Source organism: Cellulosimicrobium sp. XJ-DQ-B-000 (assembly GCF_031119065.1).
GTDB classification, from domain to species: Bacteria; Actinomycetota; Actinomycetes; order Actinomycetales; family Cellulomonadaceae; genus Cellulosimicrobium; species Cellulosimicrobium funkei.
Genome location: NZ_JAVHYN010000011.1, coordinates 21,286 through 46,389, shown reverse-complemented (window position 1 = coordinate 46,389; position 25,104 = coordinate 21,286). Strand labels below are relative to the sequence as shown.

The following is a 25,104-nucleotide window of genomic DNA, read 5'->3' as shown; positions in this document are numbered from 1 at the left end:
GCCCGCAGCGTCCGGAGGTGACGACGTGCCCCGGCAGCAGACCGCCGAGCGAGTGCGCCTGCGCTGGCCCGACGCCGCGCGCGGCCTCGCGATCCTGCTCGTCGTCGTGCTGCACGCGACGCGCGCGCTCGGCGACCTCGACCTCTCCGGCGCCTGGGGCACGGTCCTGGCCGGGTGGGACCGGGTGAACGCGGCGCTCGGCACGATGCGCATGCCGCTCTTCTTCGCCGTCGCGGGCCTGTTCGCCGGAAAGTGGGTCCGCGGGCCCTGGCGCGCGCTGCTCGCCTCGAAGGTCGCGCTCTTCGCGTGGCTCCTGCTCCTGTGGCCGTTCGTCCGGGCGCTCGGCTACCTCCTCGGGGCCGTCGTCGCGGGCGACCCCGACCCGGTGCACGAGGCGCTCGTCGGGCTGGAGCTCCCGCCCGGCCTGGCGGACGACGGCGGCCCCGCCCTGCAGGTCGGGGCGGCCGCGCTCTCGGCGTGGGTGTGGCCGTCAGGGATCCGCTGGTTCCTCTGGGCGCTCGCGGTGTTCTTCGTCGTCGCGAAGCTGCTCTCGGGGCTGTCCCCGCGCGTGCAGCTCGTCGGCGCGGCGGCCGTGTCGCTCGCGGCGTTCGCGTTCGCGCTCGAGCTGCCGAACAACGCCTGGGACAGCGCGCCCAAGTACTTCGTCTTCTTCCTGGGCGGCCTCCTCCTGCGCGACCGCGTCCTGGGGCTGGCCGAGCGCCTGACGGTGTGGACCGGTGCGGGGGTCGTCGCCCTCTGGGTCGCGGGCTGCGTGCTCGCGGCGCACGTGGCGTCGGGCGTCCTGCTGTGGGTCGTGTGCGTGCTCGGGGTAGCCGCGGGCATCGTGCTCGGCGTCGCGACGAGCGGGCTGCGGCCGCTGCGCGCACTCGGGACGCGGACGCTGCCCGTCTACCTCACGCACATGCTCGTCATCCACGCGATCCTGCTCGTCGGCGGCGACGCGCTCGACGCCGTGCCCGCCCCGGTGGCCGCGCTCGCGCCGCCCGTGCTGGCGCTCGTCGCGACCCTGGCCTCGGTCGGCGTGTACGCCGTCGTCTCCCGGACCCCGGTCTACTGGCTGTACGAGCTGCCCCGGAGCCTCGCGCGCCAGCTCGCCGGCCGGCCCGCGCCCCGTCCCGACACCGCCCGGGCCGACGCGACGCCCTGACGCCCTTCCCGTCGACGGCCGCGCGCCTCATGGCGGCGGCTCCGGGCTGGGCAGCGGGGGGCGGGTTTCCGACTCGCGCCGCGCCCGGGTACAGTTATCAGGTTGCCTCGGCGAGGGACGTCTGACGGCCGGCAGCGCTGGACCGGTGAGCACACCGGCGGCGCGGGACCGCACGTGTCAGCCAGACCTGTTGGATCTCCGTTATCGACTGGGCGGTCGTCCTCCTGCGCGCCCGTCATACGTCCCGCGCCGACGCAACCGCCCGTCCGGGAGGCCCTCTCACCGTCCGGACAGCCGACCGTCCCCCACTGGCGGCCGGCCCGCAACGCATCTTCCAGGAGTGATCCACGTGTCCGAGATCAAGCTCGCCGCCGAGGCCCGCACCGAGTTCGGCAAGGGCGCCGCGCGCCGCATCCGCCGCGCCGACAAGATCCCCGCCGTCCTCTACGGCCACGGCAGCGCTCCGGTGCACGTCACCCTGCCGGGCCACCAGACGATGCTGGCGCTCAAGCACTCGAACGCGCTCTTCTCCATCGAGCTCGACGGCAAGGGCCAGCTCGCCATCGCCAAGGACGTCCAGCGCGACCCGGTCCGCAACGTCATCGAGCACGTCGACCTGCTCATCGTGAAGAAGGGCGAGAAGGTCGCCGTCGAGGTCCCGGTCGCCGTCACCGGCGAGTCCGCCCCCGGCACCATCCACCTCGTCGACCTGCAGACCCTCGCCATCGAGGCCGAGGCGACGCACCTGCCCGAGTCCGTCGAGGTCTCCATCGAGGGCCTCGAGGCCGGCACCACCGTCACGGCGGGCGAGGTGAAGCTCCCCTCCGGCGCGACGCTCACGACGGACCCCGAGCTCGTCGTCGTGACGATCTCCGTGCCGCAGGACAACTCGGCGGACATCGAGGCCGCCGAGGCCGAGGCCGCCGAGCAGGCCGCCGGCTCCGAGGCCGCCGCCGAGGCGACCGCGGGCGAGTGACCCCCCGCGCGGACGTCGTCCGCGCCATGCTCTTGTCGAGGCGTCCGGCACCCTGGTGCCGGACGCCTCGTGCGCGTCGGGAGCCGGGACCGTGCAGGACGACAGCGAAGGAACGGTGCACATGAGCGACCAGCCGTGGCTCGTCGTCGGGCTCGGGAACCCGGGCTCCGGCTACGCCGGCAACCGCCACAACCTCGGCCACATGGTCCTGGACGTCCTCGCGGGCCGGGCGGGTGCCCGGTTCGCGCGGCACCCGCGCGCGCAGGCCGCCGTCGCGGAGGCGCGCCTCGGCATGCTGCCCGGCGGGCGCCCCGGGCCGCGCGTCGTGCTCGCGAAGCCCACGACGTACATGAACGTCTCGGGCGGGCCGGTGGCGGGGCTCGCGAAGTACTACGGGATCGACCCCGAGCACGTGGTCGTGGTCCACGACGAGGTGGACATCCCCTTCGGCGCCGTCAAGCTGAAGATCGGCGGCGGCGAGGGCGGCCACAACGGGCTGCGCGACATCACCAAGGCGCTCGGCACGAAGGACTACGTGCGCGTCCGGGGCGGCGTCGGGCGCCCGCCCGGCCGCATGGACACCGCCGACTACGTGCTCAAGGACTTCAAGGGCACGGAGGCGAAGGAGCTGCCCTTCCTCCTCGACGACGCGGCCGACGCGGTCGAGATGGTGCTCACCGAGGGGCTGCTCGCGGCGCAGGGCAAGTACCACGCCCGCGCCTGACCCGTCCCGCCCGCCGAGGCCTCTCCACCCCGTCCCCGCCGGGGAAATCACCCGGGTGAGGCGCCGGGAACCCGGCCCCACGGGCCCCGCGCACCACTAGCCTCGCAGGAAGGCACAGGGCGGCAGGGCGGGAGTGACGGTGGCGGCGACGCTGAGCATCGCGATGGTGGGCACGCGCGGCGTCCCGGCACGGTACGGCGGCTTCGAGACGGCGGTCGAGGAGGTCGGCTCGCGCCTCGCGGCGCGCGGGCACCGCGTGCGCGTCTACACGCGCACGGGGAACACCGAGGACGTCGTCCGCGAGCACCTCGGCATGGAGGTCGTCACCGCGGGCGCGCTGCGCAGCCGCTCGCTCGAGACGCTGAGCCACACGGCCGTGTCGGTCGCCCACCTCGTCGCGCACCGCACCGACGCGGCCTTCGTCTTCAACGCGGCCAACGCCCCCTTCCTGCCGCTGCTGCGCGCGGCGCGCATCCCCGTCGCGACCCACGTCGACGGGCTCGAGTGGCGGCGCGCGAAGTGGGGTCCCACGGGCCGCCGCTACTACCGCGCGGCCGAGACGACGGCCGTCCGGTGCTCCGACGCGATCATCGCCGACGCCCGGGGCATCCAGGACTACTACGCGCGCGAGTACGGCGTCCCGTCGTCGCTCATCGCGTACGGCGCCCCGCTGCTCGACGACGACCGCGGCGCGCGCGTCGCCGAGCTCGGGCTGGAGCCCGAGGGCTACCACCTCGTGGTCGCGCGGTTCGAGCCTGAGAACCACGTGCAGGAGATCGTCGAGGGCTACGCGCGGTCCGCCGCGACGAAGCCCCTCGTGGTCGTCGGCTCCGCGCCGTACTCCGCGGAGTACACCGACCGGATCGACCGGCTCGCGCAGGGGGACGCGCGGGTCCGGCTGCTCGGCGCGGTGTGGGACCAGGAGCTGCTCGACGACCTCTACGCGTCCGCGTTCACCTACGTCCACGGCCACTCCGTCGGGGGGACCAACCCGTCGCTCCTGCGCGCGATCGGCGCCGGCGCACCCGTCGTCGCGTTCGACGTGGACTTCAACCGCGAGGTCGTGCGCGACCCCGGCCTCTACTTCCGCGGCCCGCACGACCTCGCCGGGATCCTCGAGGACGCCGAGCGCGACGAGCTCGGGACGCTCGAGCGCGGACGCGCGAACCGCAAGCGCGCCGAGGACTACTCGTGGGACGACGTCGCCGACGGGTACGAGCGGCTCGCACACGACCTCGCAGCCCGGCGGACGCCCGGGCCCTGGCGGACCGCGCGCCGTCGCACCGCGGCCGGGGACCGGCGGGACGCGCCTCGCCCCGCCGCAGCCGCCGACGACCCCGCCCGCGACGACTCTCCCCGCCGAGTCCTGTTCGACGCCTACTGGTGGGACCGGGGGCCGTTCTCGAACCGGTCGGTCCAGCGCGCGCTCATCCACCACTGGCACGAGCGGTTCCCGCAGGACGAGCTCGTGCTCGCCGTCCGCGGCGGGGAGGGCGCCGCGCCGTCGGACCTGCCGCCCGGCGCGCGGACGATCGGGACGCGCCTGTACCCGCACGCGGTGTCGAACGCGGTCGAGCTCGGCCGGCTCGCGCGGACGGTCCACGCCGACGTCGTCGTCGCCCACAACTACACGCCGGTCGGGCGCGTCCCGACGGTGACGTTCGTCCACGACGTGATGTTCCGCGACCACCCCGAGTGGTTCTCGCGGACGGAGCGCGCGTACTTCGCGCCGATGATCCCGCTCCTGCGTGCGGCGGACGCGGTCGCGACGTCGTCGCGCACGGAGGCGGACCGCATCGAGGGCCGCTCCGGCCGCCCGGTCACGCCCGTGGGGCTGGGCGTGCCGCGCACCCTGACCGACGCCGTCCCGCGCCCGCCCGCGGGGATCGACCCGGGGCTCCCGTTCGCGCTGTGCGTGGGGCGCCTCAACGTCCGCAAGAACCTCGAGGCCGTGCTGCGCGCCGTCCCGCTGTCCGCGCGGCTGGGGCCCGAGGCGCCCCTCCTGGTCGTCGGGGGAGCCGAGCACTCCGGCGTCGCCCCGGACCTCCCGCCGGGCACGGACGCGCTCCTCGCGAGCGGTGCGGTGCGGCTGCTCGGCGCGATCGACGACGCCGAGCTCGCGTGGCTCTACTCCCGCGCCGCCGTCACGGCGTTCCTGTCGCGCGACGAGGGCTTCGGGCTGCCGGTGCTGGAGGCGACGCACTTCGGCTCGCCGCTCGTGCTGGCCGACACCCCCGTCTTCCGCGAGCTCGCCGACGGCCTCGCGCGCTTCGTCCCGCTCGACGCGCCGTCGCGCGACGTCGCGGCCGCGCTGGACGCCGCCTGGGGGACGATCCCGGACGCCGCGCTGCGCGAGCGGCTGCTCGCCCGGTACGAGTGGGACCGCGTGGTGGAGCGGTTGCGCGGGCTCGTCCCGTGACGCGGCCGCGCGTCGTCGTGCACCTCGCGCACGAGCAGGACCCGGTGGCGTGGCGGGCGCGGTACGCGGCGGGGGAGACCCTGGACCGCACGCCCTACGGCTACGACCTCGCCGCGGGCGCGGTCGACCTCGCGTGGAGCGTGTCCCACCGCGAGCGGCCGTCCGTGGCGCGCGTGCGGCGCGCGCTCGCGGCACGGCTCGGGACCGACGTCGTGCACGCGTGGCGCAACCGCGCGCTCCTGGGGAGCGCCGACGTCGTGTGGACGCACACCGAGCGCGAGCACCTCGCGGTCGGCCTCGTGCGCGCGACGCTGCCCCGACGCCGCAGGCCCGCTGTCCTCGCGCAGTCCGTGTGGCTCTGGGACCGGTGGGACGACCTCGGTCGCGCCCGCCGCCGTCTCTTCGCGGAGGTGCTGCGCGGGCACGCGGTCGAGGCGGTGCACAGCGACGTCAACCGGCGCGTGGCGCTCGACCGGGTGCCCGGTCGGCGGGTCGTCCTCGTCCCGTTCGGGACGGCGCCCGCCACGCGGGAGGGGGGTGCCGCCGGGACCGACGGCCTCGGGACCGCGCCCGAGGTGCTGGCCGTGGGCAACGACCGGGACCGGGACTGGGCCGTGCTGCGCGCCGCGCTCGACCTGCTGCCCGGCGTGACCGCGCGCGTCGCGTCGCGGTCGGCGGCCGCGGCCCGGGTCGCGGTCCCGGGCCGGGTCGACGTCGCGCCGGCGACGGGCCGCGCCGAGCTCGCGCGGCTCTATGCGGGCTGCCGGGTCGTCGTCGTGCCGCTGCGCGAGAACCGGCACGCGTCCGGCGCGACGGCGTGCGTCGAGGCGATGGCGGCGGGCCGCGCGCTCGTCGTGACCGACGCGGGCGGGGTGCGCGACTACGTCGCGGGGACGCGGGCCCGGCTCGTCGCCCCGCACGACGCCGCCGCGCTCGCCGAGGCGGTGCGGCACGCGCTCGGCCCGGGGGAGGCGACGAGCGCCGCGGACGTCCGGGCGCGGGGCCTGCGGCAGGAGGACTACGTCGCGCGGTACGTGCTGCTCACGCGGGCGCTCGTCGCTCAGGCGGAGATCCCCGCCGCGGTCTCGTCGTTCGAGCCGGTCGCCGAGGAGGCGGGCCTCGCCCCCTGAGGCGTCGCGCCGTCGCGGGCGTACTGCCGGTGCAGGTGCCCGAACGCGCCGGCGACCATGCCCCGGCCCCGATGGCTCGTGCGCAGGCCGCGCGCGTCGCTCTCCAGGTCTCCCGTCCAGCGGCCCCAGACGTGCCGGGCCGCGCCCGCGACGGCGCGGCCCGCGCCCCCGACGAGGGCGCGCGCCCGCACGAGCGCCCGGCGCGCGGGCCCCCGGGCGAGGCGGAGCTCGACCTGCACGGCGCCGTTGCCGCCGTTGAACGCACGCCGCATCGCCCAGGCCCGGGTCATGCGCTCGGCCGGGACGAGGTCCTCCGCCTCGGACTCGTTGCACCACACGATCCGGCCGCCCGCGGCGACGAGCGCGCGCGAGAAGAGCGTGTCCTCGCCCCCGGCGAGGCCCAGCGTGACGTCGAACCGGGTCCCGAGCGAGCGCACCTGCCGCAGGTCCAGCAGGAGGTTGCCGCTCGCCGCGACCGGGATCTCGATCCCGGTCGGGCGCGGACGACGGCGGAACACGCCCGTCGCGAGCAGCCACGGGTCGGGCTCGTGCGCGAACACGGAGATCACGCGGCCCATGACGGCCGCCGGGCGACCCGTCTCGCGCCACGTGTCCACGAGGGCCGCGAGCCACCGCTCGCGCGGGCGCTCGTCGTCGTCGAGGAACGCGAGCAGGTGGGCGTCGGCCGTCTCGTCGAGCGCGCGGTCGCGCACGGCGGCGATGCCCGGGCGCGGCTCGACGACGTAGCGCACGGGCAGCGGGGCGTCCCGCACGACCTCCCGCGCCGACCCGGCGGGGTCGTTGTCCAGGACGAGCACCTCCACCCGGGCACCCTCCACCTCGGCCACCCGCTCGGGCAGCCGCGCGAGCAGCCCGGCGAGCGTGGCGGGGCGCCGGAACGTCGGGACCGCGACGACCAGCCGGAGCTCAGGAGGGGGCGTCACTGCGGATGAACCTCATCTTCCCGCCCACCTGCGGGATGTGGTCGACGAGCTCGAGCGTCACCGGCACGAGCCCGCGCGTCGCGCGGCGCAGCGTCGCGAGGGCCCGCTCGATGTCGGCGCGCTCGTCGCTCGCCGGGATGCAGCGCAGCGTCACGGCGTAGTCCCGGCCCTGCACGATCTCGAACTGCCGCACCGAGAGCGGCGCGTGGTCGAAGATGTGGCCGAGCGCCCCGGCGATGGTCGTCCCGTCCGGGAGGCGGACGGCGTCGGAGGCCCGCCCCGAGACCGCGCCGAGCCGAGGCAGGGACCGCCCGCACGCGCACGTCTCGCGGTGGATGCTGCTCACGTCGCCGAGGCGGTACCGCACCACGGGGAACACGCGGTTCGTCAGGTCGGTGACGACGACGTTGCCCTCCTGCCCGTCGGGGACCGGACGGTCGTCGTCGTCGAGGATCTCGACGCGGCGCACGTCCCAGAACACGTGCATCCCCGACTGCTCGGCGCACTCGCCGGCGATCCACGGCACCTCGGCGCTGCGGTAGTGGTCGTAGACGGGCGCCCGGAGCGCCGTCGCGATCTCCGCGCGGACGCCCGGGGCGAGCGGCGCGGCGGTGACCGCGACCGCGCGCGGCGGCGCGAGCTCGATGCCGAGCCGTCCCGTGCGCCGGACCAGCTCCAGCACGCCCCCGCCGTAGCCCAGCAGGAAGGGCGGCCGCAGCCGGTTCCAACGGCGCGCGAACTCGGTGACCGTCTCGTCGGTGATGCGGAACGCGTCGAGCTGCACGCGGCGGCTCGGGAGCCACTGCAGGTCGTGGCGGACGCGCGCGAGGCCCTCCAGCATGTGCCGGGTGATGATCCCGCGGTCCTCCCACGGCTCGACGCCCCACCACCGGAACAGCCGCCACTCGAGCGCGCGCGCCGGGAAGCGCAGGTCGCGCAGCACGTGCAGGGGGAGGCCCGTGCTGCCGCCCGTGCGCGACGTCGCCGACGTGCGGTCCGTCGCCTCGTCGGTGCGGATCGTGTCGAAGTGCTCGCGCAGGGCGGGCTTGTCGACCAGCGGGAGCGCGTCGAGCACCGCGTCGTCCCGGAGGTCGGCCGTGGTGATCCCGGCGTCGCGGTAGAGGTCCCGGTAGAACGGGCTGTGCTCGGACGCGAACCGAGCGTGCCGCAGGGCGCGCTCGCGCGAGAGCTGCTCCAGCGCCGCCGCCGGGAGGGCGTCGTGCCGCACGAACGCGTCGAGCTGGGCCGTGCTGTCCCGGCCCACGACGGCGGTCTTGGCGCGGAACGCGGCCTCGGCGATCACGCGGCTCCCTCCCGCCCGGCGCGGCGGCGCGACCGGCGGCCTGCGAGCGCGGTGCGGTAGGCGCGGGCGTGCGCCGCCCCCGCGTCCGTCCACTCGCGGCGCGACAGGTCCGGACGCGCGCCCTCCGGGATCGCGGCCGCCTCGGCGAGCGCCCCGACGAGGCGCTCGCCCGTGAGCCGGTCGTCGAACATGAGCACCCACTCGTCGCCCACCTCCTTCGCGAGGGCCTCGTTCACCGCGTTGCGCGGCACGAGGACCGGGCGGTCGAGCGACAGGGCGGCGAGCACGCTCCCGGAGTTGTGCATGAACCGGTAGGCCAGCACCACGAGCTGGGAGCGCGAGGCGAGGGCGACGAGCTCGTCGTCCTGAAGGAAGCGCAGGGTCAGCTCGACCCCGGGCAGGTCCGCGGTCTCCGCGCGCAGCGAGGTCTCCAGCTCGGCCGACGACGGACGCCCGCCGATCTCCAGGCTCAGGTCGTCGCGCAGGGCGCGCGCCTCGCGGTAGGCGCGCACGAGGTCGCCCACGCTCTTGTAGCGCCGCACGCCGCCGAAGTAGCCCGCCCGTCCGGGGACCCGCTCGTCCCGGGCGTACCGGGCGAACCAGTCGCGGTAGTGGCCGTGGAGGATCGTGGTGCGCGGCTGCTCCGGGGGCAGCTCGGTCGTCTCGTTGAGGACGATGCGGTGGTCCGTCGAGCGGTCGACGCGGACCAGGAGCCAGCGTGAGACGCGCGGGACGTCGGGCAGCTCGACGTTGTGGACCGTCCGCACGACGACCACGCGGCTCAGGCGGTGCCGCACGAGGATCGCGGCGACGAGCGCGTGCTTCGCGGCGGCCTTCCACCACGTGGTGCCCTCGAGCTTGCCCTCGGGCCAGTGCCAGTGGAAGACGTCGTAGCGGCCCACGATCGCCGTGCGCCAGTCGAAGCGCAGGTGCTCCACGGACGGCTCCGCCGCGAGGGCCGCGTCGAGCTGGGTGATGTACGGGTTCGTCGTCGGCCGCGGCGCGCGGAACGACTGCATCACCCGCACCGGCCTCACGAGCGGACTCCTGCCGTCGTCGCCGCGCCACGTTCGAGGGCCTGGAGCGACCGGTACCACCGCACGGCCGCGAGAGGCAGGACGAGCGCGTTCACGACGGCGAGCGCGGTGTACACGACGAGGAACGCGGAGGGGAGCCACAGCAGCGCGAACGAGAGGCACAGGAAGCCGTAGTCGGTCGGGAGCACCGCGAGCGTGTAGAGCGGGTGCTCGCGGAGCCGGCCCCCCGTCCCGTGCGCGGCCCCGCCCGGCGAGCCCTTGGCGCGGCGCACCAGGTCGACCGCGACGATCCCGAAGAAGAACGTGCTGCTCACGACGCAGAACGCCAGCGGGACGACGAGCCAGCCGGCGTCGACGTCGTAGTACCGGAACCAGCAGACGAGCACCGCGAGGTGCAGGGCCACCGTCTTGAGGGCGTCGAAGAAGTGGTCGAGCCACTCGCCCGCCGCGCTGCCCGACCGCGAGAGCCGCGCGAGCTGGCCGTCCGCCGAGTCGAGGGCGTACCCGAGGACGAGGAGCACGACGGCCGCGAGCGACGACGCGAGCGTCGGCTCGGCGAGCGCGATCGTCGCGATCCCGGCGAGCGTGGTGACCGCGCTGACGAGCGTCACCGCGTCGGGCGTCAGGCCGAGCACGTACGCGCCCGCGGCGAGCGGGCGGCCGAGCGGGCGGTTGACGAAGCGCGAGTACGCGGCCGCGCCGCTCGACGACTTCTGCGCGTCGTGCAGTCGCGTCATCGCCGCGCCGAACTCGGACATGGGCACCTCGCGAAAGAGACGGGGGGAGCTTCCGGGAAGCGGCGGCGACGGATTGTCTGCCCGCCCCCGACCGTGCCGAGAATCGTATCCAGGCGGGCGCGGGTGAACAGCGGGTGAGGTTGTATCTCGCCCGGGTGAATTCCGGCGTCACGGCCCGACGGCGGGCTTAGGATCGCCGCGACGGCCGACGTGCCAGGACCTGGAGGTGACGACCGTGGACGACGTCTCGGACGCCTCCGGCGACCTCGCGATCGTGGTCGTGAGCTACGGCTCCGCCGCGCTCCTCGAGCGCAACCTCGGCGCGCGCGGCGCGGTCGGGGAGGCCCGCGTGGTCGTCGTCGACAACCGGTCGACGACGCCGGAGCGCGAGCGGGTCTCCCGCCTGGCGGACGAGCGCGGCTGGGACCTGCTGACCCCGGCGGAGAACCTGGGTTTCGGCGGCGGTGCCAACCTGGGGATGCGCGCGGCGTTCGGCGCGGGCGCCGCCGAGGTGCTCCTGCTCAACCCCGACGCGACGATCGTCGCGGCCGACGTCCGGACCCTGCGGGCGGCCGTCCAGGACGACCGCCTGCTCCTCGTGTCCCCGGTCGTCCTCACGCCCGCCGGGCGCCGCTGGTTCGGGGGCCTCGACGTCTACCTCGACGACGGCACGTTCCGCGCGCCGTCGCGCCGCGACGAGCACCCGGGCGCCGCGCGCGTGGAGTGGCTCAGCGGCGCGTGCCTGCTCGTCACCCGGGAGGTCTGGGAGCGCACTGGCGGGTTCGACGACGCCTACTTCCTCTACTGGGAGGACGTCGACCTGTCCTACCGCCTGCAGCGCGCGGGCGGCCGGGTCGCCGTCGTCGAGGACGCCGTCGCGGTCCACGACGAGGGCGGGACCCACCGCGACGGCCGGCAGCGGCCGGAGGCCAAGTCGGAGACGTACTACTACTACAACATCCGCAACCGGATGCTGTTCGCCGCGCAGCACCTCGACGAGGTGTCCGTGCGGCGCTGGCGGCGCAGCGCGCCGGGCAACGCCCGCGCGGTCCTGCGGCGCGGCGGCCGGCGCCAGTTCCTGCGGCCGGTCGTCCCGCTGCGGGCGGCCTGGCGCGGGCTGCGCGACGGCCGACGGGCGGCCCGGCAGGGCGCCGCGACGGCGGACCGGCGCGAGCCGGCACGGAGCACGACCGGAGGCGGACGATGAACGCGGAGAACGACGGCGCCCCCGAGGGCGCCACCCGGACGCGGCGGCCCTCCCGCCGTGCCGTCGCGGTGATCGGGGCGGCGGTCGCGCTCGCGGTCGCCGTCACCCTCGTCGTGCTGCAGCCGTGGCGGTCCGACGGCGACGAGTCCCCGGGCGGGACGGTCACGCCCGCGCCGGTCGCCTCCCCGGAGGAGAGCGGCGACGCCTCGGCGGACGCGACCGCGGACGACGCGGGCGACGGGGACGGCGCCGCCGCGGCGGACGGCGACGCGGCCGCCGGGACGGGCGAGACCGACGGGGCGGACCCCGCCGTCGTGCCCGTGGCCCCCGAGCTCGAGCCGGCCGCGCCCGACCAGACGGTCCAGGCGCCCGACGGCGTCACCGTGCGGCTCGCGCAGGTCGAGCACGTCGAGGGCGAGGCCGTGGCCGCGGGCGAGACCTCGGGTCCGGCCGTCCGCCTCACCGTCGAGGTCACGAACGGGACCGACGCCCCGCTCGACCTCTCCTACGCCGTGGTCAACGCCTACACGGGCGAGGACCGCGCGCCGGCCGGGCGCCTCGTGCAGCCCGGCGGCCGGCCCTTCGAGGGCGAGCTCGCCCCGGGCGAGAGCGGGACGGGCGTCGTCCTGTTCTCCATCCCCGACGCCGACCGCGACGACGTCACCGTCGCGGTGGAGTACGCGCCGGGCACGTCGACCGTGGTATTTCGCGGCGATCTGTCCTGACCCGCGCGGGAAGGGGCGGTAAATTTCGCCCGCTCGCGCCGTTCTGCGGCCGGTTCGCCGGCGCTACAGTCACAACGTCCGGCTGATGGACCGGCATTTCCGCGGGTCCGCGACGAAGAGAGTGACCCATGAAAAACAATGATGTGAGTCGGACGGTCGTCCAGGGCTCTCTTCGGGGCGCGCCGCCGGGACGGCGACGCGTCGTCGGCCGCGTCGCCGGGCTGACCGTCGCCGCCCTCGTCGCGACGGCCCTCGTCGCCCCGGCGGCCGGCGCGGTCGAGAGCGCGGCGCCCGCCGCGGCCCCCGCCGCCGTCGCGCCCGACGCGCCGGTCGCCGCGGCCGCCACCCCGGCCGACGCGACCGTCCCGGTCACGGCCGACCCCCTGCCCACGACCCAGATCGACGGGATCGTCTGGGCGCAGACCATCGTCGGCGGCCGCGCGTACGCCGGCGGCCAGTTCACCTCGGCACGCCCCGCGGGTGCGGCGGCCGGGACGGGGGAGACCCCGCGCGCGAACATCCTGCGGTACGACGTCGAGACCGGCGTGCTCGACGCGTCCTGGAACCCGGGCACGAACGGCCGCGTCCTCGCGATCTCGTCGTCGCCGGACGGCAAGCGGCTCTACGTCGCGGGCGCGTTCACCGAGATCGCCGGCCAGACGCGGTACCGCCTCGCGGCGTTCGACACCGCGACCGGCGCGCTCGTCTCGAGCTGGAACCCGGGCACCAACTCCACGGTCTACGACATCAAGGCGACGAACTCCACGGTCTACATCACCGGCGAGTTCTCCAACGTCAACAACACCGCGCGCGCCCGCATCGCCGCGCTGGACGCGTCCACGGGCGCGCTGCTCGGCTTCGCGCCGGAGCTCGCCGGCGGGTACGGCGGCCGCGCGATCGAGATCTCGCCCGACGGCGCCAAGGTGGTCGTCGCGGGCTCCTTCACGAGCACCAACGGGTCGACGAACCCCGGCCGCGGCATGGCGGCCCTCGACGCGACGACGGGCACCGTGCTCCCGTGGGCCGTCAACTCCGTGATCCGCAACGGCGGCGACAACGCCGCGATCTACTCGCTCGCGTCCGACGGCGACAGCGTCTACGGGTCGGGCTACGACTACGGCGGCAGCAAGACGGAGGACGACTTCGAGGGCTCGTTCCGTGCGAGCTGGTCCGACGGGTCGCTCGTCTGGATGGAGGACTGCCACGGCGACACCTACTCCGTGTACCCGGCCGGCGACTCCGTCTACGTCGCGACCCACGCGCACTACTGCGGCAACATCGGCGAGTTCCCGCAGACGGACCCCTGGACGGTGAACCACTCGCTGGCCTTCGCCAAGGAGCCGTCGGACCGCAAGATCACGCCGGACATCTGGGGCTACCGCAGCTTCACGGGCCAGACGGCGGGCAAGCTGCTGCACTGGTACCCGACGTGGAGCACGGGCAGCGCGTCCGGGATCTCGCAGGCCGGGTGGGACATCACGGCCAACGACAAGTACGTCGTGTACGGCGGCGAGTTCACGCGCGTCGCCGGGGCCCGGCAGCAAGGGCTGGTGCGGTTCGCGCGGCGCGACGTCGCCCCGACGAAGATCGGCCCGACGATCCAGGGCGGGCAGTACACCATCTCGACCCGGTCGCTCGTCAGCGGGAGCGCCCGCGTCTCCTGGCCGGCGAACATCGACCAGGACAACGCCGAGCTGACGTACGAGCTGTACCGCCGCGGCACGACCGCCCCGATCTCCACGCAGAAGGCGTCGTCCACGTTCTGGGTGCGCCCGACCATGGGCTACACCGACTCGGGCCTCGCGCCGGGCAGCACGGTCGAGTACCGCGTCAAGGTGATCGACGGCGACGGCAACTCCACGGTCTCGAACTGGACGCCGGTCACGATCGCGGCGCAGGGGTCGAGCACGGCCTACAACGACTCGGTGCTCGGCGACTCGCCGGTGAGCTACTGGCCGATGAACGAGGCGAGCGGGAGCAGCGCGACCGACTGGGCCTCGCTGTCCGACCTCGCGCTCACGAACGGCACGACCCGCGGCGTCGACGGCAAGGACGTCCCGCCGACGGCGAAGGCGACGCGCTTCTCGGGCGCCAACGGCGTCTCCGGGAGCACCCCGACCGCGACCACCGGACCGCAGCGGTTCTCCGTCGAGGCCTGGTTCCGCACGACCTCGACGTCGGGCGGCAAGATCGTCGGCTTCGGCAACGCCAAGACCGGCACGTCGTCGAGCTACGACCGGCACATCTACATGAACAACTCGGGTCGCCTGACGTTCGGCGTCCACCCGGGGATGGTCCGCGAGATCACGACCGCCGGCTCGTACAACGACGGCGCGTGGCACCACGTGGTCGGCACGCTCGACGGCTCCGGCATGACCTTCTGGGTCGACGGCGTCAAGGCGGGTCAGCGCAGCGACACGACGTCGGCGCAGTCCTACTCGGGCTACTGGCGCGTCGGTGGGGACAGCCAGTCGGGCTGGCCGAACAGCGGGAGCTCGAACTTCTTCAACGGCACCATCTCCGACGTCGCCGTGTACGACCGTGCGCTCACCCGCGGCGAGGTCTCCGACCACTGGACGGCGAGCGGCCGTCCCGCGGCCGGGGCTGCCGCGCCGCAGGACGCGTACGGCCAGGCGGTCTACTCGCTCGAGCCGACGCTGTACTGGCGGCTCGGCGAGTCCTCGGGCTCCGTCGCGAAGGACTCCGGCCCCGACGCGTCCGACGGCTCGTACTCCGGCCCCGTGACGAAGTCGCAGACCGGTGCGCTCACAGGCGTGACGGACAAGGCGGTGCGCTTCCAGCCGACGAAGAACATCTTCGGCACCTGGAACGGCGGGCTGGTCGCGAGCCAGCGCAGCTACGCCAACCCGACGGTGTACTCGGTCGAGACCTGGTTCAAGACCGACACCACGACCGGCGGGAAGCTCATCGGGTTCGGCAGCAGCCGGACGGGCACGAGCTCCAACTACGACCGCCACGTGTACATGTCGCCGGACGGCAAGGTGAAGTTCGGCACGTACGACGGCGCGCAGCAGGTGCTCAGCACCACCGGGTCGTACCGGGACAACGCCTGGCACCACGTCGTGGCGACGCAGTCGAGCGCGGGCATGCGGCTCTACCTCGACGGCGAGCTCGTCGGGTCGAACGACAAGGCGGTGCCGGAGAACAACACCGGCTACTGGCGGCTCGGCGGCGACAACGGCTGGGAGGGCGACACCTACTGGAAGGGCTACCTCGACGAGGCGGCCGTCTACCCGGTCGCGCTCACGCCGGCCCAGGTGAAGCAGCACTTCCAGCTGGGCTCCGGCACCACGCCGAACGTCCCGCCGCAGGCGGTCGTGACGGCGCAGGCCGACGGGCTCACGGTGTCGGTCGACGGCTCGGGGTCGAGCGACCCGGACGGCACCCTGACCGGGTACGCGTGGGACTTCGGTGACGGCGCGACCGGCACCGGGGCGACGGCGACCCACACCTACGACGCGCCGGGGACGTACACGATCACGCTCGACGTGACCGACGACCGCGGGGCGACGGCCACGGCGACGACCTCGGTGACGGTGCTCGCGCCGAACGTGACGCCGCAGGCGGCGTTCACGGCCTCCGCGACGGACCTCACCGTCGCGGTGGACGGCTCGTCGTCGAGCGACCCGGACGGCACGATCGCGTCGTACGCGTGGAGCTTCGGGGACGACGCGACCGCGGAGGGCGCCACGGCCTCGCACACGTACGCGCAGGCCGGGACGTACACGGTGACGCTCACGGTGACGGACGACCGCGGGGGCACGTCCTCCGTGTCGCACGACGTCGTGGCGACCGCGCCGGCGGAGAACGTCGTCGTGCGCGACACGTTCGACCGCGCGGTGACCTCCGGCTGGGGCACGACGACGTCGGGCGCGGCGTGGTCCGCGCTCGGCGGGGCCGCGGCCTTCTCGGTCGCTGACTCGGCCGGCACGCTGGCGATGTCGCCCTCCTGGACGCGCGAGGCGCGCCTGGCGGGGGTCTCGGAGTCGCGGGCCCGCACCGAGACGACGTTCTGGTCGGACGTCGCGTCGGTGGGCGGGACGACGTCGGTCACGCTCATCGGCCGGCAGGTCGGGACGAGCACGTACTCCGCGCGCGTCCGCCTCGAGCCCAACGGCCTCATGCGGCTGTACCTGCTCCGGGACGAGACGCTCCTCGGGAACCAGCTGCTCCCCGCGACGTACGCACCCGGCGCGCGGTACACGGTGTCGATCTCGGCGGTCGGGACGTCCCCGACGACGCTCTCCGCCAAGGTCTGGCCCACGGCGGCCGGACCGGCGCAGGCGTGGCACCTCGAGGCGACCGACGCGACGGCGGCGCTCCAGGCGCCCGGCACGGTGAGCATCAAGGTGGCGGTGAGCTCGGCGTCCACCAACCCGACCACGCGCGTGTCGTTCGACGACGTCAAGGTGGTGCGCGAGCCGTAGGCCCGCCGCCCCGCACGTCCGCCGGTGCCCCCGGGTCCTCGACCCGGGGGCACCGGCGCGTCCAGGGGAGTCTTCAGGGGGTGTTCAGGGCCGACCGAGCGGGGTGGTGCTGCCGCGGTCGGGCAGCGTGTACGGCGTCGCGATCGCCACGCCGAGCATGAGGACGGTGGCGGACACCGAGTAGAACGGGCTGAAGAGCAGGTCCCACGCGCACGAGAGCGCGAGGTAGAGCAGGAGCGCCGACGCCGCGTTGCGGCCGAGGTCGGCCAGCGTGCCGCGCCAGACGACGACGACGCACGCGACGGCGAACAGCATGCCGACGAGCCCGAACCGGATCCACTGGTCGCCGAGCACGGAGTGCACCTCGAAGCCCGACCCGAAGAGGTACTTCTCCACGTAGCCGTTGTTCGGGTCGTAGTTGAGACGTGCCATCCCGGTCTTGGCGGTGAGCAGGTCCTCGAGGTTGGGCACAGCGCCTGCTCCGTACCCCCAGGGTCGGGCCGCGACGAGCGCGGTCGCGGCCCCCATCTCGGGCCGCCCGCCCGTGAAGACGGAGCCCGACGTCTGGATCTGCATCTCCGTGCGCTGCTGCGCGTCCGCGCCGAGGTAGCCGTCGAGCACGAGGGTCTGCATCCCGAGGAAGACGACGAGCGCGAGCACGCCGAGCTGCGTCGCGACGCGCACCCCGCCGGACCGCACGCGCAGGCCGGTGCGCATCGCCTGCCAGGCGACGAGGAGGGCGACCATGAGCATCGTCGTCGCCGCCGACCGGGAGTCGTTGACCGCGGAGACCCCGGCGAGCGCGAGGGCGGCGACGACCTGGAGCCCGCGCGACCGCGTGCTGAGGCACAGCGCGAGCACGAGCACGGTCACGGGCATGCCGAACGTGTACTTCCAGGGGTTGTCGGCGCCCCCCGTCCGGAGCACGGCCGCGGCGAGCGCGCCGACCCCGAAGAGGACGGCGACGGTCGAGGTCTCGAGGACGGCGCGGCACCACAGGAGCACCCCGGCGCCGAGGACGAGCGCCGAGAGCGTGATGAGGCCGCCACGCAGCGCCAGCGACGACAGCACGCGGTCCGGGGCGGAGAGCTCGGTGAGCAGGACGCCGCTGAGCAGGGCGAGGACGCCGAGCCCTACGAACCACCGGCCGGGCCGGGACCGGCGCACGACGGGGAGCCACACGGGGAGCAGCACGAGCCCGACGACGATCGCCGGGGTGATCCCCGCGACGGTCGGGACCCAGGCGCCGCACGCGAGGGCGGCTGCGCCGGCCGCGATCCGCGTCGCGACGTCGGACGCCCCCGGGAGGGGCTGCGGCGCCGGGACGGTCGTCCGGGGCCCGGTGCCGGGCTCGGCCCCGGCGCGCGCCGTCATCGCGTCGTCACCCGGTCGTCACGGCGTCGTGCGGCGGTCCGCGTCCTCGACGGCGCGCGGCGCCGCCGCGTCGTCGGCCGTCGCGACGGGGCGGACGTCCGCGGATCCGGTCTCGCGAGAGAACGCGCCGGGGATGCCGACCCGGGGGTCGTCGACGTAGTAGGCGCTGCGCCCGCGCGGCTTGACGTCGTTGAGCACGATGCCGATGACGTCCGCCTCGCCCCGCTCGAACTTGTCGACCGTCTGGCGCAGCCGCGAGATGCGGGTCTTGCGGGCCCGCGCGACGACGAGCACGCCGTCCACGGCGCGCGAGAGCCACAGCGGGTCGCTCAGCGGGAGGATGGGCGCGGTGTCGATCACGACGTAGTCGTAGTGCGTGCGCAGGTCGCCGATCACGGCGACGAGCCGCTCGGAGGACAGCAGCACGCCGGGGTTCGCGGGCAGGACGCCGCTCGGCAGCACGAAGAGGTTGGGGCGCGTCCAGGGGAGCACGATGTCCTCCTGGGCCACGTCGCCGACGAGCAGGTTCGTCAGGCCGACCGACCCCTCCAGCCCGGTGACGCGCGCGATCGAGGGCCGGCGCAGGTCGGCGTCGACGAGGAGCACGCTGCTCCCGTCCTCGGCGAGCGAGAGCGCGAGGCTGATCGCGATCGAGCTCTTCCCCTCGCCCGCGTCGCCGGAGGAGACCATGAGCACACGGCGGCCGTGGTCGACGTCGGCGAAGCGCACGTTGGCGACGAGCGTGCGCACGCTCTCGGACGGGCGGCTGCCCGGCCCGGCGGCGACGACGGCGGGCAGCGACGTGCGCGACGGGACCTTGACGACCTCGCCGAGGAACGGCACGCCGAGCATCGACTGGATCGACGACGAGCTGACGACGCGGCGCGCGAGCAGCTCGCGCAGGACGGCGTACGTCACGCCGACGGCGAGGCCCGCGGCGAGGCCGACCATCGTGAGCAGGCGCGTGTTGGGCGCGATGGGGTTCACGGGCTGGCGCGCGGGGGCGATCGTCGTGATCCGCACGGCCGACGAGCTGTCGGCGAGCTGCGGCGACAGCTCGGGGACGGCCAGCGCGAGCTGGTCGCTGATGCCGTCGGCGATCTCGCGCGCGCGGTCCGGCGAGGTGTCGCTCACCGCGATCTCGATGACCACCGTGTTGAGCGGCGTGTTCACGCTGACGCTGCGGGCCAGGCGGGCGGGCGTGGTGTCGAGGCCCAGGTCCTCGATCACGGGCTCCAGCACGTACGGCGACTGCGCGAGCACCGCGTACGACGCCACGAGGTTCTGCACGTAGTTCGAGCCCTGCACGAGCTCGGCGGCGTTCTCGCCCTGCTCGGGGACGACCATCACCGACGCCGACGACTGGTACACCTTCGGTTCCGAGCGCGCGTAGCCGAACCCGGCGACCGCCCCCAGGACGGCGCACACGGCGACCACGACCCAGTGGCGCAGCACCGCGGTCACGTACTCGCGCAGCGTCATCTCTCGCCCTCCGCGGCCGGTCGGCACCGTCGGCGACGGGCCCTGCCGTCCACCGTAGTCGGGCGCACCGGACGGTCGCCGCAGGTCGGGCGGGATTCACCCTCCCGCGACGGTCGGATCTCGTGGAGAAGGTCCTAAGATCGTGAATTCCGGGCAGCGGGCCGGCGCTCGGGCCTGCGGGCGACGCACCGGGAGCACGAGGAGGACGAGTGGGCCTCTGGCGTTCGGTGACCGGGACGGCCGGCGCCAAGGTCGCCGTGATGGGCCTGGCGGGGCTCCTCGGGATCGTCACCAGCCGCCTCATCATCGAGCACTTCGGCGTCGCGTCCTACGCCCAGTACGGGCTGCTCAACGGGCTGCGCAACCTCCTGCCGTTCGCCGACCTCGGCATCGGCGCGGTCGTCATCAACGCCATCGCGGAGGCGTCGTCCCCGCGCGAGTCGGAGCGGGTCCACCGGACGCTGACGACGGCGCTGCGCGTCCTCACCGTCTCGGGCCTGACCATCGCCGCCGTGTGCGTGGCGATCCAGCTCCTCGGGTGGTGGCCCCTCCTGCTGGGCGACGGCCTCGTCGCGGGCGGGGACGTCGTCGCGACGCTGTGCCTCGTGGTGTTCGGGCTGTCGCTCCCGCTGGGGATCGGCATCCGGGTCCTCATCGGGCTCAAGCAGAACGTGCTCCAGACGTTCCTCCAGGGCATCGTGTCGCCGCTCTTCTTCGTCGGCGTCGTCGTGCTCGTCCTCGTCGGCAAGGGGCAGGGCGGCAACTACGTCGCGCTCGTCTCCTACGTCGCGGCCGGGCTCGCGTCGGCGATCACGGTGAGCGTCGCGGCGCGCCTGCTCGCGCCCCAGGTCGGCCGGGCGTTCCGCGACGTCCCGCGGCGCCGGGCCGTGCCCGGGGTGCCGGTGGCCGCGGTCGCGGTGCCGATGCTCGTGCAGTCCGTCGCGATGCCGGTCGCGATGCAGAGCGACCGGCTGCTCCTGTCCCACCTGTCGACGACGCAGGCGCTCGCGCAGTACACGTTCGCGACCCAGCTCTTCGGGCTCGTCATGCAGGCGATCATCGCGGCGGGGGTCAGCATGTGGCCCTACTTCGCGCAGGCGCGGGCGCGCGACGAGGTGATGAGCCCGTTCCGGATCTCGCTCGCGTTCCTCGCCGGGGGCGTGCTGCTGTCCACGGTGCTCGCGCTGTGCCTGCCGTTCCTCCAGGACGTGGTCGCCGACGGCAAGATCACCGTGCCGCTCGCGCTCGTCCTCGGCTACTGCGCGCTCGTCGCGGTCCAGGCGCTCAACTACCCGCCGGGCATGTACATGACCGACGAGCGCGGCCTGCGGTTCCAGGTCGTCCCTGTCCTGCTCATGACCGTGAGCAACGTGGCGCTCTCGTGGGTGCTCATCGAGCCGCTGGGCGCGGCCGGGCCGGTCGTCGGGTCGGCGGTCGCGATCCTCGTCTTCCAGGTGGTGCCGAACTCGATCTGGGTCGCCCGGGACCTGCGCGCCCGGCGGCGGGCCGCGGCGGCGGGGCGCTCGGAGGAGGCCCCGGTGGCGGGGGCCTGACGCACGCCCGCGCGCGGAACGATGTGGGTCCACGCGCGTAGTGTGGACGCCGGACCCGATCGCCCGCCCCGGTCGGGACCGTCGTCGTGCCCTCTCCTCGAAGGACCCCCATGAACCTCACCGGCATCCTGCCCGCGCTGCTCGCCGACCAGGCCGCGGCGGCCGCGGTCGAGCACGTGCGCGCCCGCGGCGAGGCCGACGTCGTCGGCCCGGCCGGCGTCCGCCCGCCGCTCCTCGCGGCGATGGCGGGGGCGCGCGCGACGGGGCCGGTGCCGGACGGCGACGCCCCGGCGTCGGGCGGCGGGGGTGGCCCGGCGTGGGCCGCGGGCTCGCGCCCGCTCGTGGTGGTGACCGCGACGGGGCGCGACGCGGACGAGCTGGCCGCGAGCGTGCGCGCCTACCTGCCGGACGAGCTGGGCGACGTCGTCGCGGTGCTGCCGAGCTGGGAGACGCTGCCGCACGAGCGCCTGAGCCCGCGCGCGGACACGGTCGCCAAGCGCATCGCGGTGTTCCGGCGCCTCGCGCACCCGGACCCGGAGGTCGGCCCGTCCGGTCCCGTCCGGGTGCTCGTCATGCCGGTCCGGGCGCTCCTGCAGCCCGTCGTGGACGGGCTGGGGGACCTCGAGCCGGTCGAGCTGCACGCGGGCACGACGGCGGACCTCACCGACGTCGCGGAGCGGCTCGTCGCGGCGGCGTACACGCGCGTGGACATGGTCGAGCGGCGCGGCGAGTTCGCGGTCCGCGGCGGCATCCTCGACATCTTCCCGCCCACGGAGGACCACCCGCTGCGCGTGGAGTTCTGGGGCGACGAGGTGTCGGAGATCCGCTGGTTCGCGGTCGCCGACCAGCGCAGCCTGGAGATCGCCGAGCACGGGCTGTGGGCGCCGCCGTGCCGCGAGATCCTGCTCACGGACTCGGTACGGGCGCGGGCCGCCGCGCTGGTGGAGGACCTGCCGGGCGCGACGGAGATGCTGGACCGGCTCGCGGCGGGCGTCGCGGTCGAGGGCATGGAGTCCCTCGCGCCCGTGCTCGTGGACCGCATGGTCCCGGTGCTCGAGCTCGTGCCCGACGACGCGCTCCTCGTCGTGGACGACGCCGAGCGCGTGCGCCGTCGCGCGCACGACCTGGTGGCGACCACGGAGGAGTTCCTCGCCGCGGCCTGGACGGGCGCGGTGGCGGGCGGCAAGGCGCCGGTCGACCTGTCCGCGGCGTCGTTCGAGACGTTCTCCGAGGTGCGCGCGGTCGCGCAGCGCCGCGGCCTGGGCTGGTGGACGCTGTCCTCGTTCGCGCTCGACAACCCCGACCTCGACGTCCCGCCGGGCGCCGACGGGGGCGCCGCCGGGAGCACCGACGGGAGCACCGACGCGGCGGGCGGCGGCTCGGGCACGACGGCCGCCCACGTCGGCGAGAGCGCCGACGGCGTGCCGACCTTCACGCTCGGTGCGCGCGACGTCGAGTCCTACCGCGGCGACGTGGCGCGCGCGCTCGACGACGTGCGGGGGCTGCAGCACGCGGGCTGGCGGCTCGTGCTCACGACGGAGGGCCACGGGCCGGCCAAGCGCATGGTCGAGCAGCTCGGCGCGGCGGACACGCCCGCGCGGCTCGTGCCGCGGCTCGACGACGAGCCCGAGGGCGGCATCGTCCTCGTCACGCCGGCGATGGTCGGCAAGGGCTTCGTCGCGCCGGGGCTGCGGCTCGCCGTCTTCTCCGAGGCCGACCTCACGGGCCGGGCGGGGACGAGCACGCGCGACATGCGCAAGATGCCCAGCCGGCGTCGCAACGTCGTCGACCCGCTCCAGCTCAAGGCGGGCGACTTCGTCGTGCACGAGCAGCACGGCGTGGGCCGCTTCGTCGAGCTCGTGCAGCGCACGCTCGGCACGGGCGGCAACGCCGCGACGCGCGAGTACCTCGTGATCGAGTACGCGTCGAGCAAGCGTGGCCAGCCGGGCGACCGCCTGTTCGTGCCCATGGACCAGCTCGACCAGGTCACGAAGTACACGGGCGGCGAGGCACCGAGCCTCAACAAGATGGGCGGGTCGGACTGGGCCAAGACGAAGTCCCGCGCGCGCAAGCACGTCAAGGAGATCGCGGGCGAGCTCATCCGCCTGTACTCGGCGCGCATGGCGACGCAGGGCCATGCGTTCGGCCCGGACACGCCGTGGCAGCGCGAGCTGGAGGACGCGTTCGCGTACGTCGAGACGCCCGACCAGCTCGCGACGATCGACGAGGTCAAGGCCGACATGGAGAAGACGGTCCCGATGGACCGGCTCGTGTGCGGCGACGTCGGCTACGGCAAGACGGAGATCGCGATCCGCGCGGCGTTCAAGGCGGTCCAGGACGGCAAGCAGGTCGCGGTGCTGGTGCCCACGACGCTGCTCGTGCAGCAGCACCTCGAGACGTTCTCCGAGCGGTACGCGGGCTTCCCCGTGACGGTCAAGGCGCTGTCGCGCTTCCAGACCCCCAAGGAGTCCGAGGAGGTCGTGGACGGGCTGGCCAAGGGGACGGTGGACGTCGTCATCGGCACCCACCGCCTCATCACGGGCAGCGTGCGGTTCAAGGACCTGGGCCTCGTCATCATCGACGAGGAGCAGCGGTTCGGCGTCGAGCACAAGGAGACGCTCAAGCAGCTGCGGACCAACGTGGACGTGCTCGCCATGTCCGCGACCCCGATCCCGCGCACGCTCGAGATGGCCGTCACGGGCATCCGCGAGATGTCGACCCTCGCGACCCCGCCGGAGGAGCGCCACCCCGTCCTCACGTACGTCGGGGCGTACGAGGAGAAGCAGATCGCCGCGGCGCTGCGCCGCGAGCTCCTGCGCGAGGGTCAGGTGTTCTACGTGCACAACAAGGTCGAGACGATCGAGCGCACCGCGGCGCGGCTGCGCGAGCTCGTCCCCGAGGCCCGCGTGGGCGTCGCGCACGGCAAGATGAACGAGCACCAGCTCGACCAGGTGATCCGGGCGTTCTGGGAGAAGGAGCTCGACGTCCTCGTCTGCACGACGATCATCGAGACGGGCCTCGACATCTCCAACGCGAACACGCTCATCCTCGAGCGCGCGGACATGCTCGGCCTCTCCCAGCTCCACCAGCTCCGCGGCCGCGTGGGCCGCGGGCGCGAGCGCGCGTACGCGTACTTCCTGTACCCGCCCGAGCGGCCCCTCACCGAGACCGCGCACGACCGCCTCGCCACGATCGCGGCCCACACCGACCTCGGCGCGGGCATGCAGGTCGCGATGAAGGACCTCGAGATCCGCGGCGCGGGCAACCTGCTCGGCGGGGAGCAGTCCGGCCACATCGCGGGCGTCGGGTTCGACCTGTACGTGCGCATGGTGGGGGAGGCCGTCGCCAACTACCGGGGCGACGGGCCCGAGGAGCAGCCGGAGGTCTCGATCGAGCTCCCGGTCGACGCGCACCTGCCGGAGTCCTACATCGCGACCGAGCGTCTGCGGCTCGAGGCGTACAAGAAGATCGCCGCCGCGGCCGACGCGCCGGAGCTCGCCGAGGTGCGGGCCGAGCTCGTCGACCGCTACGGCGCCCTCCCGGACGTCGCGTCCGCGCTGTTCGACGTCGCCGACTTCCGCAACCACGCCCGCCGGGCGGGGCTCACGGACGTCACCGCGCAGGGCAAGTTCATCCGGTTCGCGCCGGTCGACCTCCCCGAGTCGGCGCAGCTGCGGCTCAAGCGCCTCTACCCGGGCACGCTGCTCAAGCCCGCGATCCGGGCGATCCTCGTGCCGTACCCGACGACGGCGCGCATCGGCGGCCGCCCGCTGCGTGGCGCGGAGGTCCTCGGGTGGGCGCGCCAGCTCATCGACGCCGTGGTGCTCGGCGAGGTGAGCGCGGCCGCGACGGTGGGGACGTCGTCGGCCCGCTGACG

General features: G+C 74.7%; 16 protein-coding genes and 1 pseudogene. 11 read left to right on the top strand and 6 right to left on the bottom strand.

Features of this window, described 5'->3' with window-relative positions; all coding sequences use genetic code 11:
* Positions 1–25: 25 nt before the first annotated feature.
* The 6 genes and pseudogenes from RDI86_RS13665 to RDI86_RS13645 all read left to right on the top strand — a co-directional run bounded on the left by RDI86_RS13665 (position 26) and on the right by RDI86_RS13645 (position 6,417).
* The gene (locus RDI86_RS13665) at positions 26–1,168 is read left to right on the top strand and encodes an acyltransferase (RefSeq protein WP_308821590.1); all 1,143 of its coding nucleotides are present in this window, start codon (positions 26–28) and stop codon (positions 1,166–1,168) included.
* A gap of 349 nt (positions 1,169–1,517) precedes the next feature.
* Positions 1,518–2,144, top strand: coding sequence for a 50S ribosomal protein L25/general stress protein Ctc (locus RDI86_RS13660; protein ID WP_308821596.1), 627 nt, complete (start codon positions 1,518–1,520; stop codon positions 2,142–2,144).
* 121 nt (positions 2,145–2,265) lie between these two features.
* Positions 2,266–2,868 (top strand): aminoacyl-tRNA hydrolase, encoded by a 603-nt coding sequence (gene pth / locus RDI86_RS13655; protein ID WP_086150902.1) that lies wholly within the window; start codon positions 2,266–2,268, stop codon positions 2,866–2,868.
* A 163-nt stretch (positions 2,869–3,031) separates the two neighbouring features.
* Positions 3,032–4,150, top strand: a pseudogene (locus tag RDI86_RS13865) (DUF1972 domain-containing protein); the annotation flags it as partial.
* A 186-nt stretch (positions 4,151–4,336) separates the two neighbouring features.
* Positions 4,337–5,287, top strand: coding sequence for a glycosyltransferase (locus RDI86_RS13860; protein ID WP_280174314.1), 951 nt, complete (start codon positions 4,337–4,339; stop codon positions 5,285–5,287).
* The gene (locus RDI86_RS13645) at positions 5,284–6,417 is read left to right on the top strand and encodes a glycosyltransferase (RefSeq protein WP_308821588.1); all 1,134 of its coding nucleotides are present in this window, start codon (positions 5,284–5,286) and stop codon (positions 6,415–6,417) included. The genes RDI86_RS13860 and RDI86_RS13645 overlap by 4 nt, the downstream gene beginning before the upstream one ends.
* Here the strand turns inward: RDI86_RS13645 and RDI86_RS13640 are convergent.
* Genes RDI86_RS13640 through RDI86_RS13625 form a run of 4 tightly spaced genes read right to left on the bottom strand, consistent with a single transcriptional unit; the run spans position 6,348 to position 10,459 of the window.
* Positions 6,348–7,361 (bottom strand): glycosyltransferase, encoded by a 1,014-nt coding sequence (locus RDI86_RS13640; protein ID WP_308821587.1) that lies wholly within the window; start codon positions 7,359–7,361, stop codon positions 6,348–6,350. The two genes, RDI86_RS13645 and RDI86_RS13640, sit on opposite strands and share 70 nt — an antisense overlap.
* Positions 7,345–8,664 carry a hypothetical protein gene (locus tag RDI86_RS13635; protein WP_308821586.1) on the bottom strand — a complete coding sequence of 440 codons (1,320 nt, stop codon included), beginning with the start codon at positions 8,662–8,664 and terminating at the stop codon, positions 7,345–7,347. The genes RDI86_RS13640 and RDI86_RS13635 overlap by 17 nt, the downstream gene beginning before the upstream one ends.
* A complete protein-coding gene (locus RDI86_RS13630; protein WP_244550503.1) occupies positions 8,661–9,701 on the bottom strand; it encodes a glycosyl transferase in 1,041 nt (346 codons plus the stop codon). The genes RDI86_RS13635 and RDI86_RS13630 overlap by 4 nt, the downstream gene beginning before the upstream one ends.
* Positions 9,698–10,459, bottom strand: a complete 762-nt coding sequence (locus tag RDI86_RS13625) for a CDP-alcohol phosphatidyltransferase family protein (RefSeq protein WP_308821585.1) — start codon at positions 10,457–10,459, stop codon at positions 9,698–9,700. The genes RDI86_RS13630 and RDI86_RS13625 overlap by 4 nt, the downstream gene beginning before the upstream one ends.
* Before the next feature lie 214 nt (positions 10,460–10,673).
* Here RDI86_RS13625 and RDI86_RS13620 point away from each other — a divergent pair, with 214 nt between their 5' ends.
* From RDI86_RS13620 to RDI86_RS13610, 3 genes are all read left to right on the top strand, one after another.
* The gene (locus tag RDI86_RS13620; protein ID WP_308821584.1) at positions 10,674–11,645 is read left to right on the top strand and encodes a glycosyltransferase family 2 protein; all 972 of its coding nucleotides are present in this window, start codon (positions 10,674–10,676) and stop codon (positions 11,643–11,645) included.
* A complete protein-coding gene (locus RDI86_RS13615; RefSeq protein WP_168946136.1) occupies positions 11,642–12,370 on the top strand; it encodes a hypothetical protein in 729 nt (242 codons plus the stop codon). Before RDI86_RS13620 ends, RDI86_RS13615 begins: the two co-directional genes overlap by 4 nt.
* A gap of 128 nt (positions 12,371–12,498) precedes the next feature.
* Complete coding sequence (locus RDI86_RS13610) at positions 12,499–16,818, top strand: LamG-like jellyroll fold domain-containing protein (protein WP_308821583.1); 4,320 nt, start codon at positions 12,499–12,501, stop codon at positions 16,816–16,818.
* 84 nt (positions 16,819–16,902) lie between these two features.
* On the opposite strand, the gene RDI86_RS13605 is transcribed toward RDI86_RS13610, so the two are convergent.
* Positions 16,903–18,192: a hypothetical protein gene (locus RDI86_RS13605; RefSeq protein ID WP_308821582.1), complete on the bottom strand. Its 1,290-nt coding sequence runs from the start codon at positions 18,190–18,192 to the stop codon at positions 16,903–16,905.
* Between the two features lie 18 nt (positions 18,193–18,210).
* The gene (locus tag RDI86_RS13600) at positions 18,211–19,674 is read right to left on the bottom strand and encodes a polysaccharide biosynthesis tyrosine autokinase (protein WP_061268684.1); all 1,464 of its coding nucleotides are present in this window, start codon (positions 19,672–19,674) and stop codon (positions 18,211–18,213) included.
* A 209-nt stretch (positions 19,675–19,883) separates the two neighbouring features.
* Here RDI86_RS13600 and RDI86_RS13595 point away from each other — a divergent pair, with 209 nt between their 5' ends.
* A complete protein-coding gene (locus RDI86_RS13595) occupies positions 19,884–21,227 on the top strand; it encodes an oligosaccharide flippase family protein (protein ID WP_244550504.1) in 1,344 nt (447 codons plus the stop codon).
* Between the two features lie 110 nt (positions 21,228–21,337).
* Positions 21,338–25,102, top strand: a complete 3,765-nt coding sequence (gene mfd, locus RDI86_RS13590; protein ID WP_076406310.1) for a transcription-repair coupling factor — start codon at positions 21,338–21,340, stop codon at positions 25,100–25,102.
* Positions 25,103–25,104 lie beyond the last annotated feature (2 nt).

What these genes read in the sequence shown, in the direction of transcription:
- pth (WP_086150902.1), top strand. Translation starts at nt 2,266, where the DNA reads ATGAGCGACCAGCCGTGGCTCGTCGTCGGGCTCGGGAACCCGGGCTCC.
- RDI86_RS13625 (WP_308821585.1), bottom strand. Translation starts at nt 10,459, where the DNA reads ATGTCCGAGTTCGGCGCGGCGATGACGCGACTGCACGACGCGCAGAAG.
- RDI86_RS13615 (WP_168946136.1), top strand. Translation starts at nt 11,642, where the DNA reads ATGAACGCGGAGAACGACGGCGCCCCCGAGGGCGCCACCCGGACGCGG.
- RDI86_RS13610 (WP_308821583.1), top strand. Translation starts at nt 12,499, where the DNA reads ATGAAAAACAATGATGTGAGTCGGACGGTCGTCCAGGGCTCTCTTCGG.
- RDI86_RS13605 (WP_308821582.1), bottom strand. Translation starts at nt 18,192, where the DNA reads ATGACGGCGCGCGCCGGGGCCGAGCCCGGCACCGGGCCCCGGACGACC.
- RDI86_RS13600 (WP_061268684.1), bottom strand. Translation starts at nt 19,674, where the DNA reads ATGACGCTGCGCGAGTACGTGACCGCGGTGCTGCGCCACTGGGTCGTG.
- mfd (WP_076406310.1), top strand. Translation starts at nt 21,338, where the DNA reads ATGAACCTCACCGGCATCCTGCCCGCGCTGCTCGCCGACCAGGCCGCG.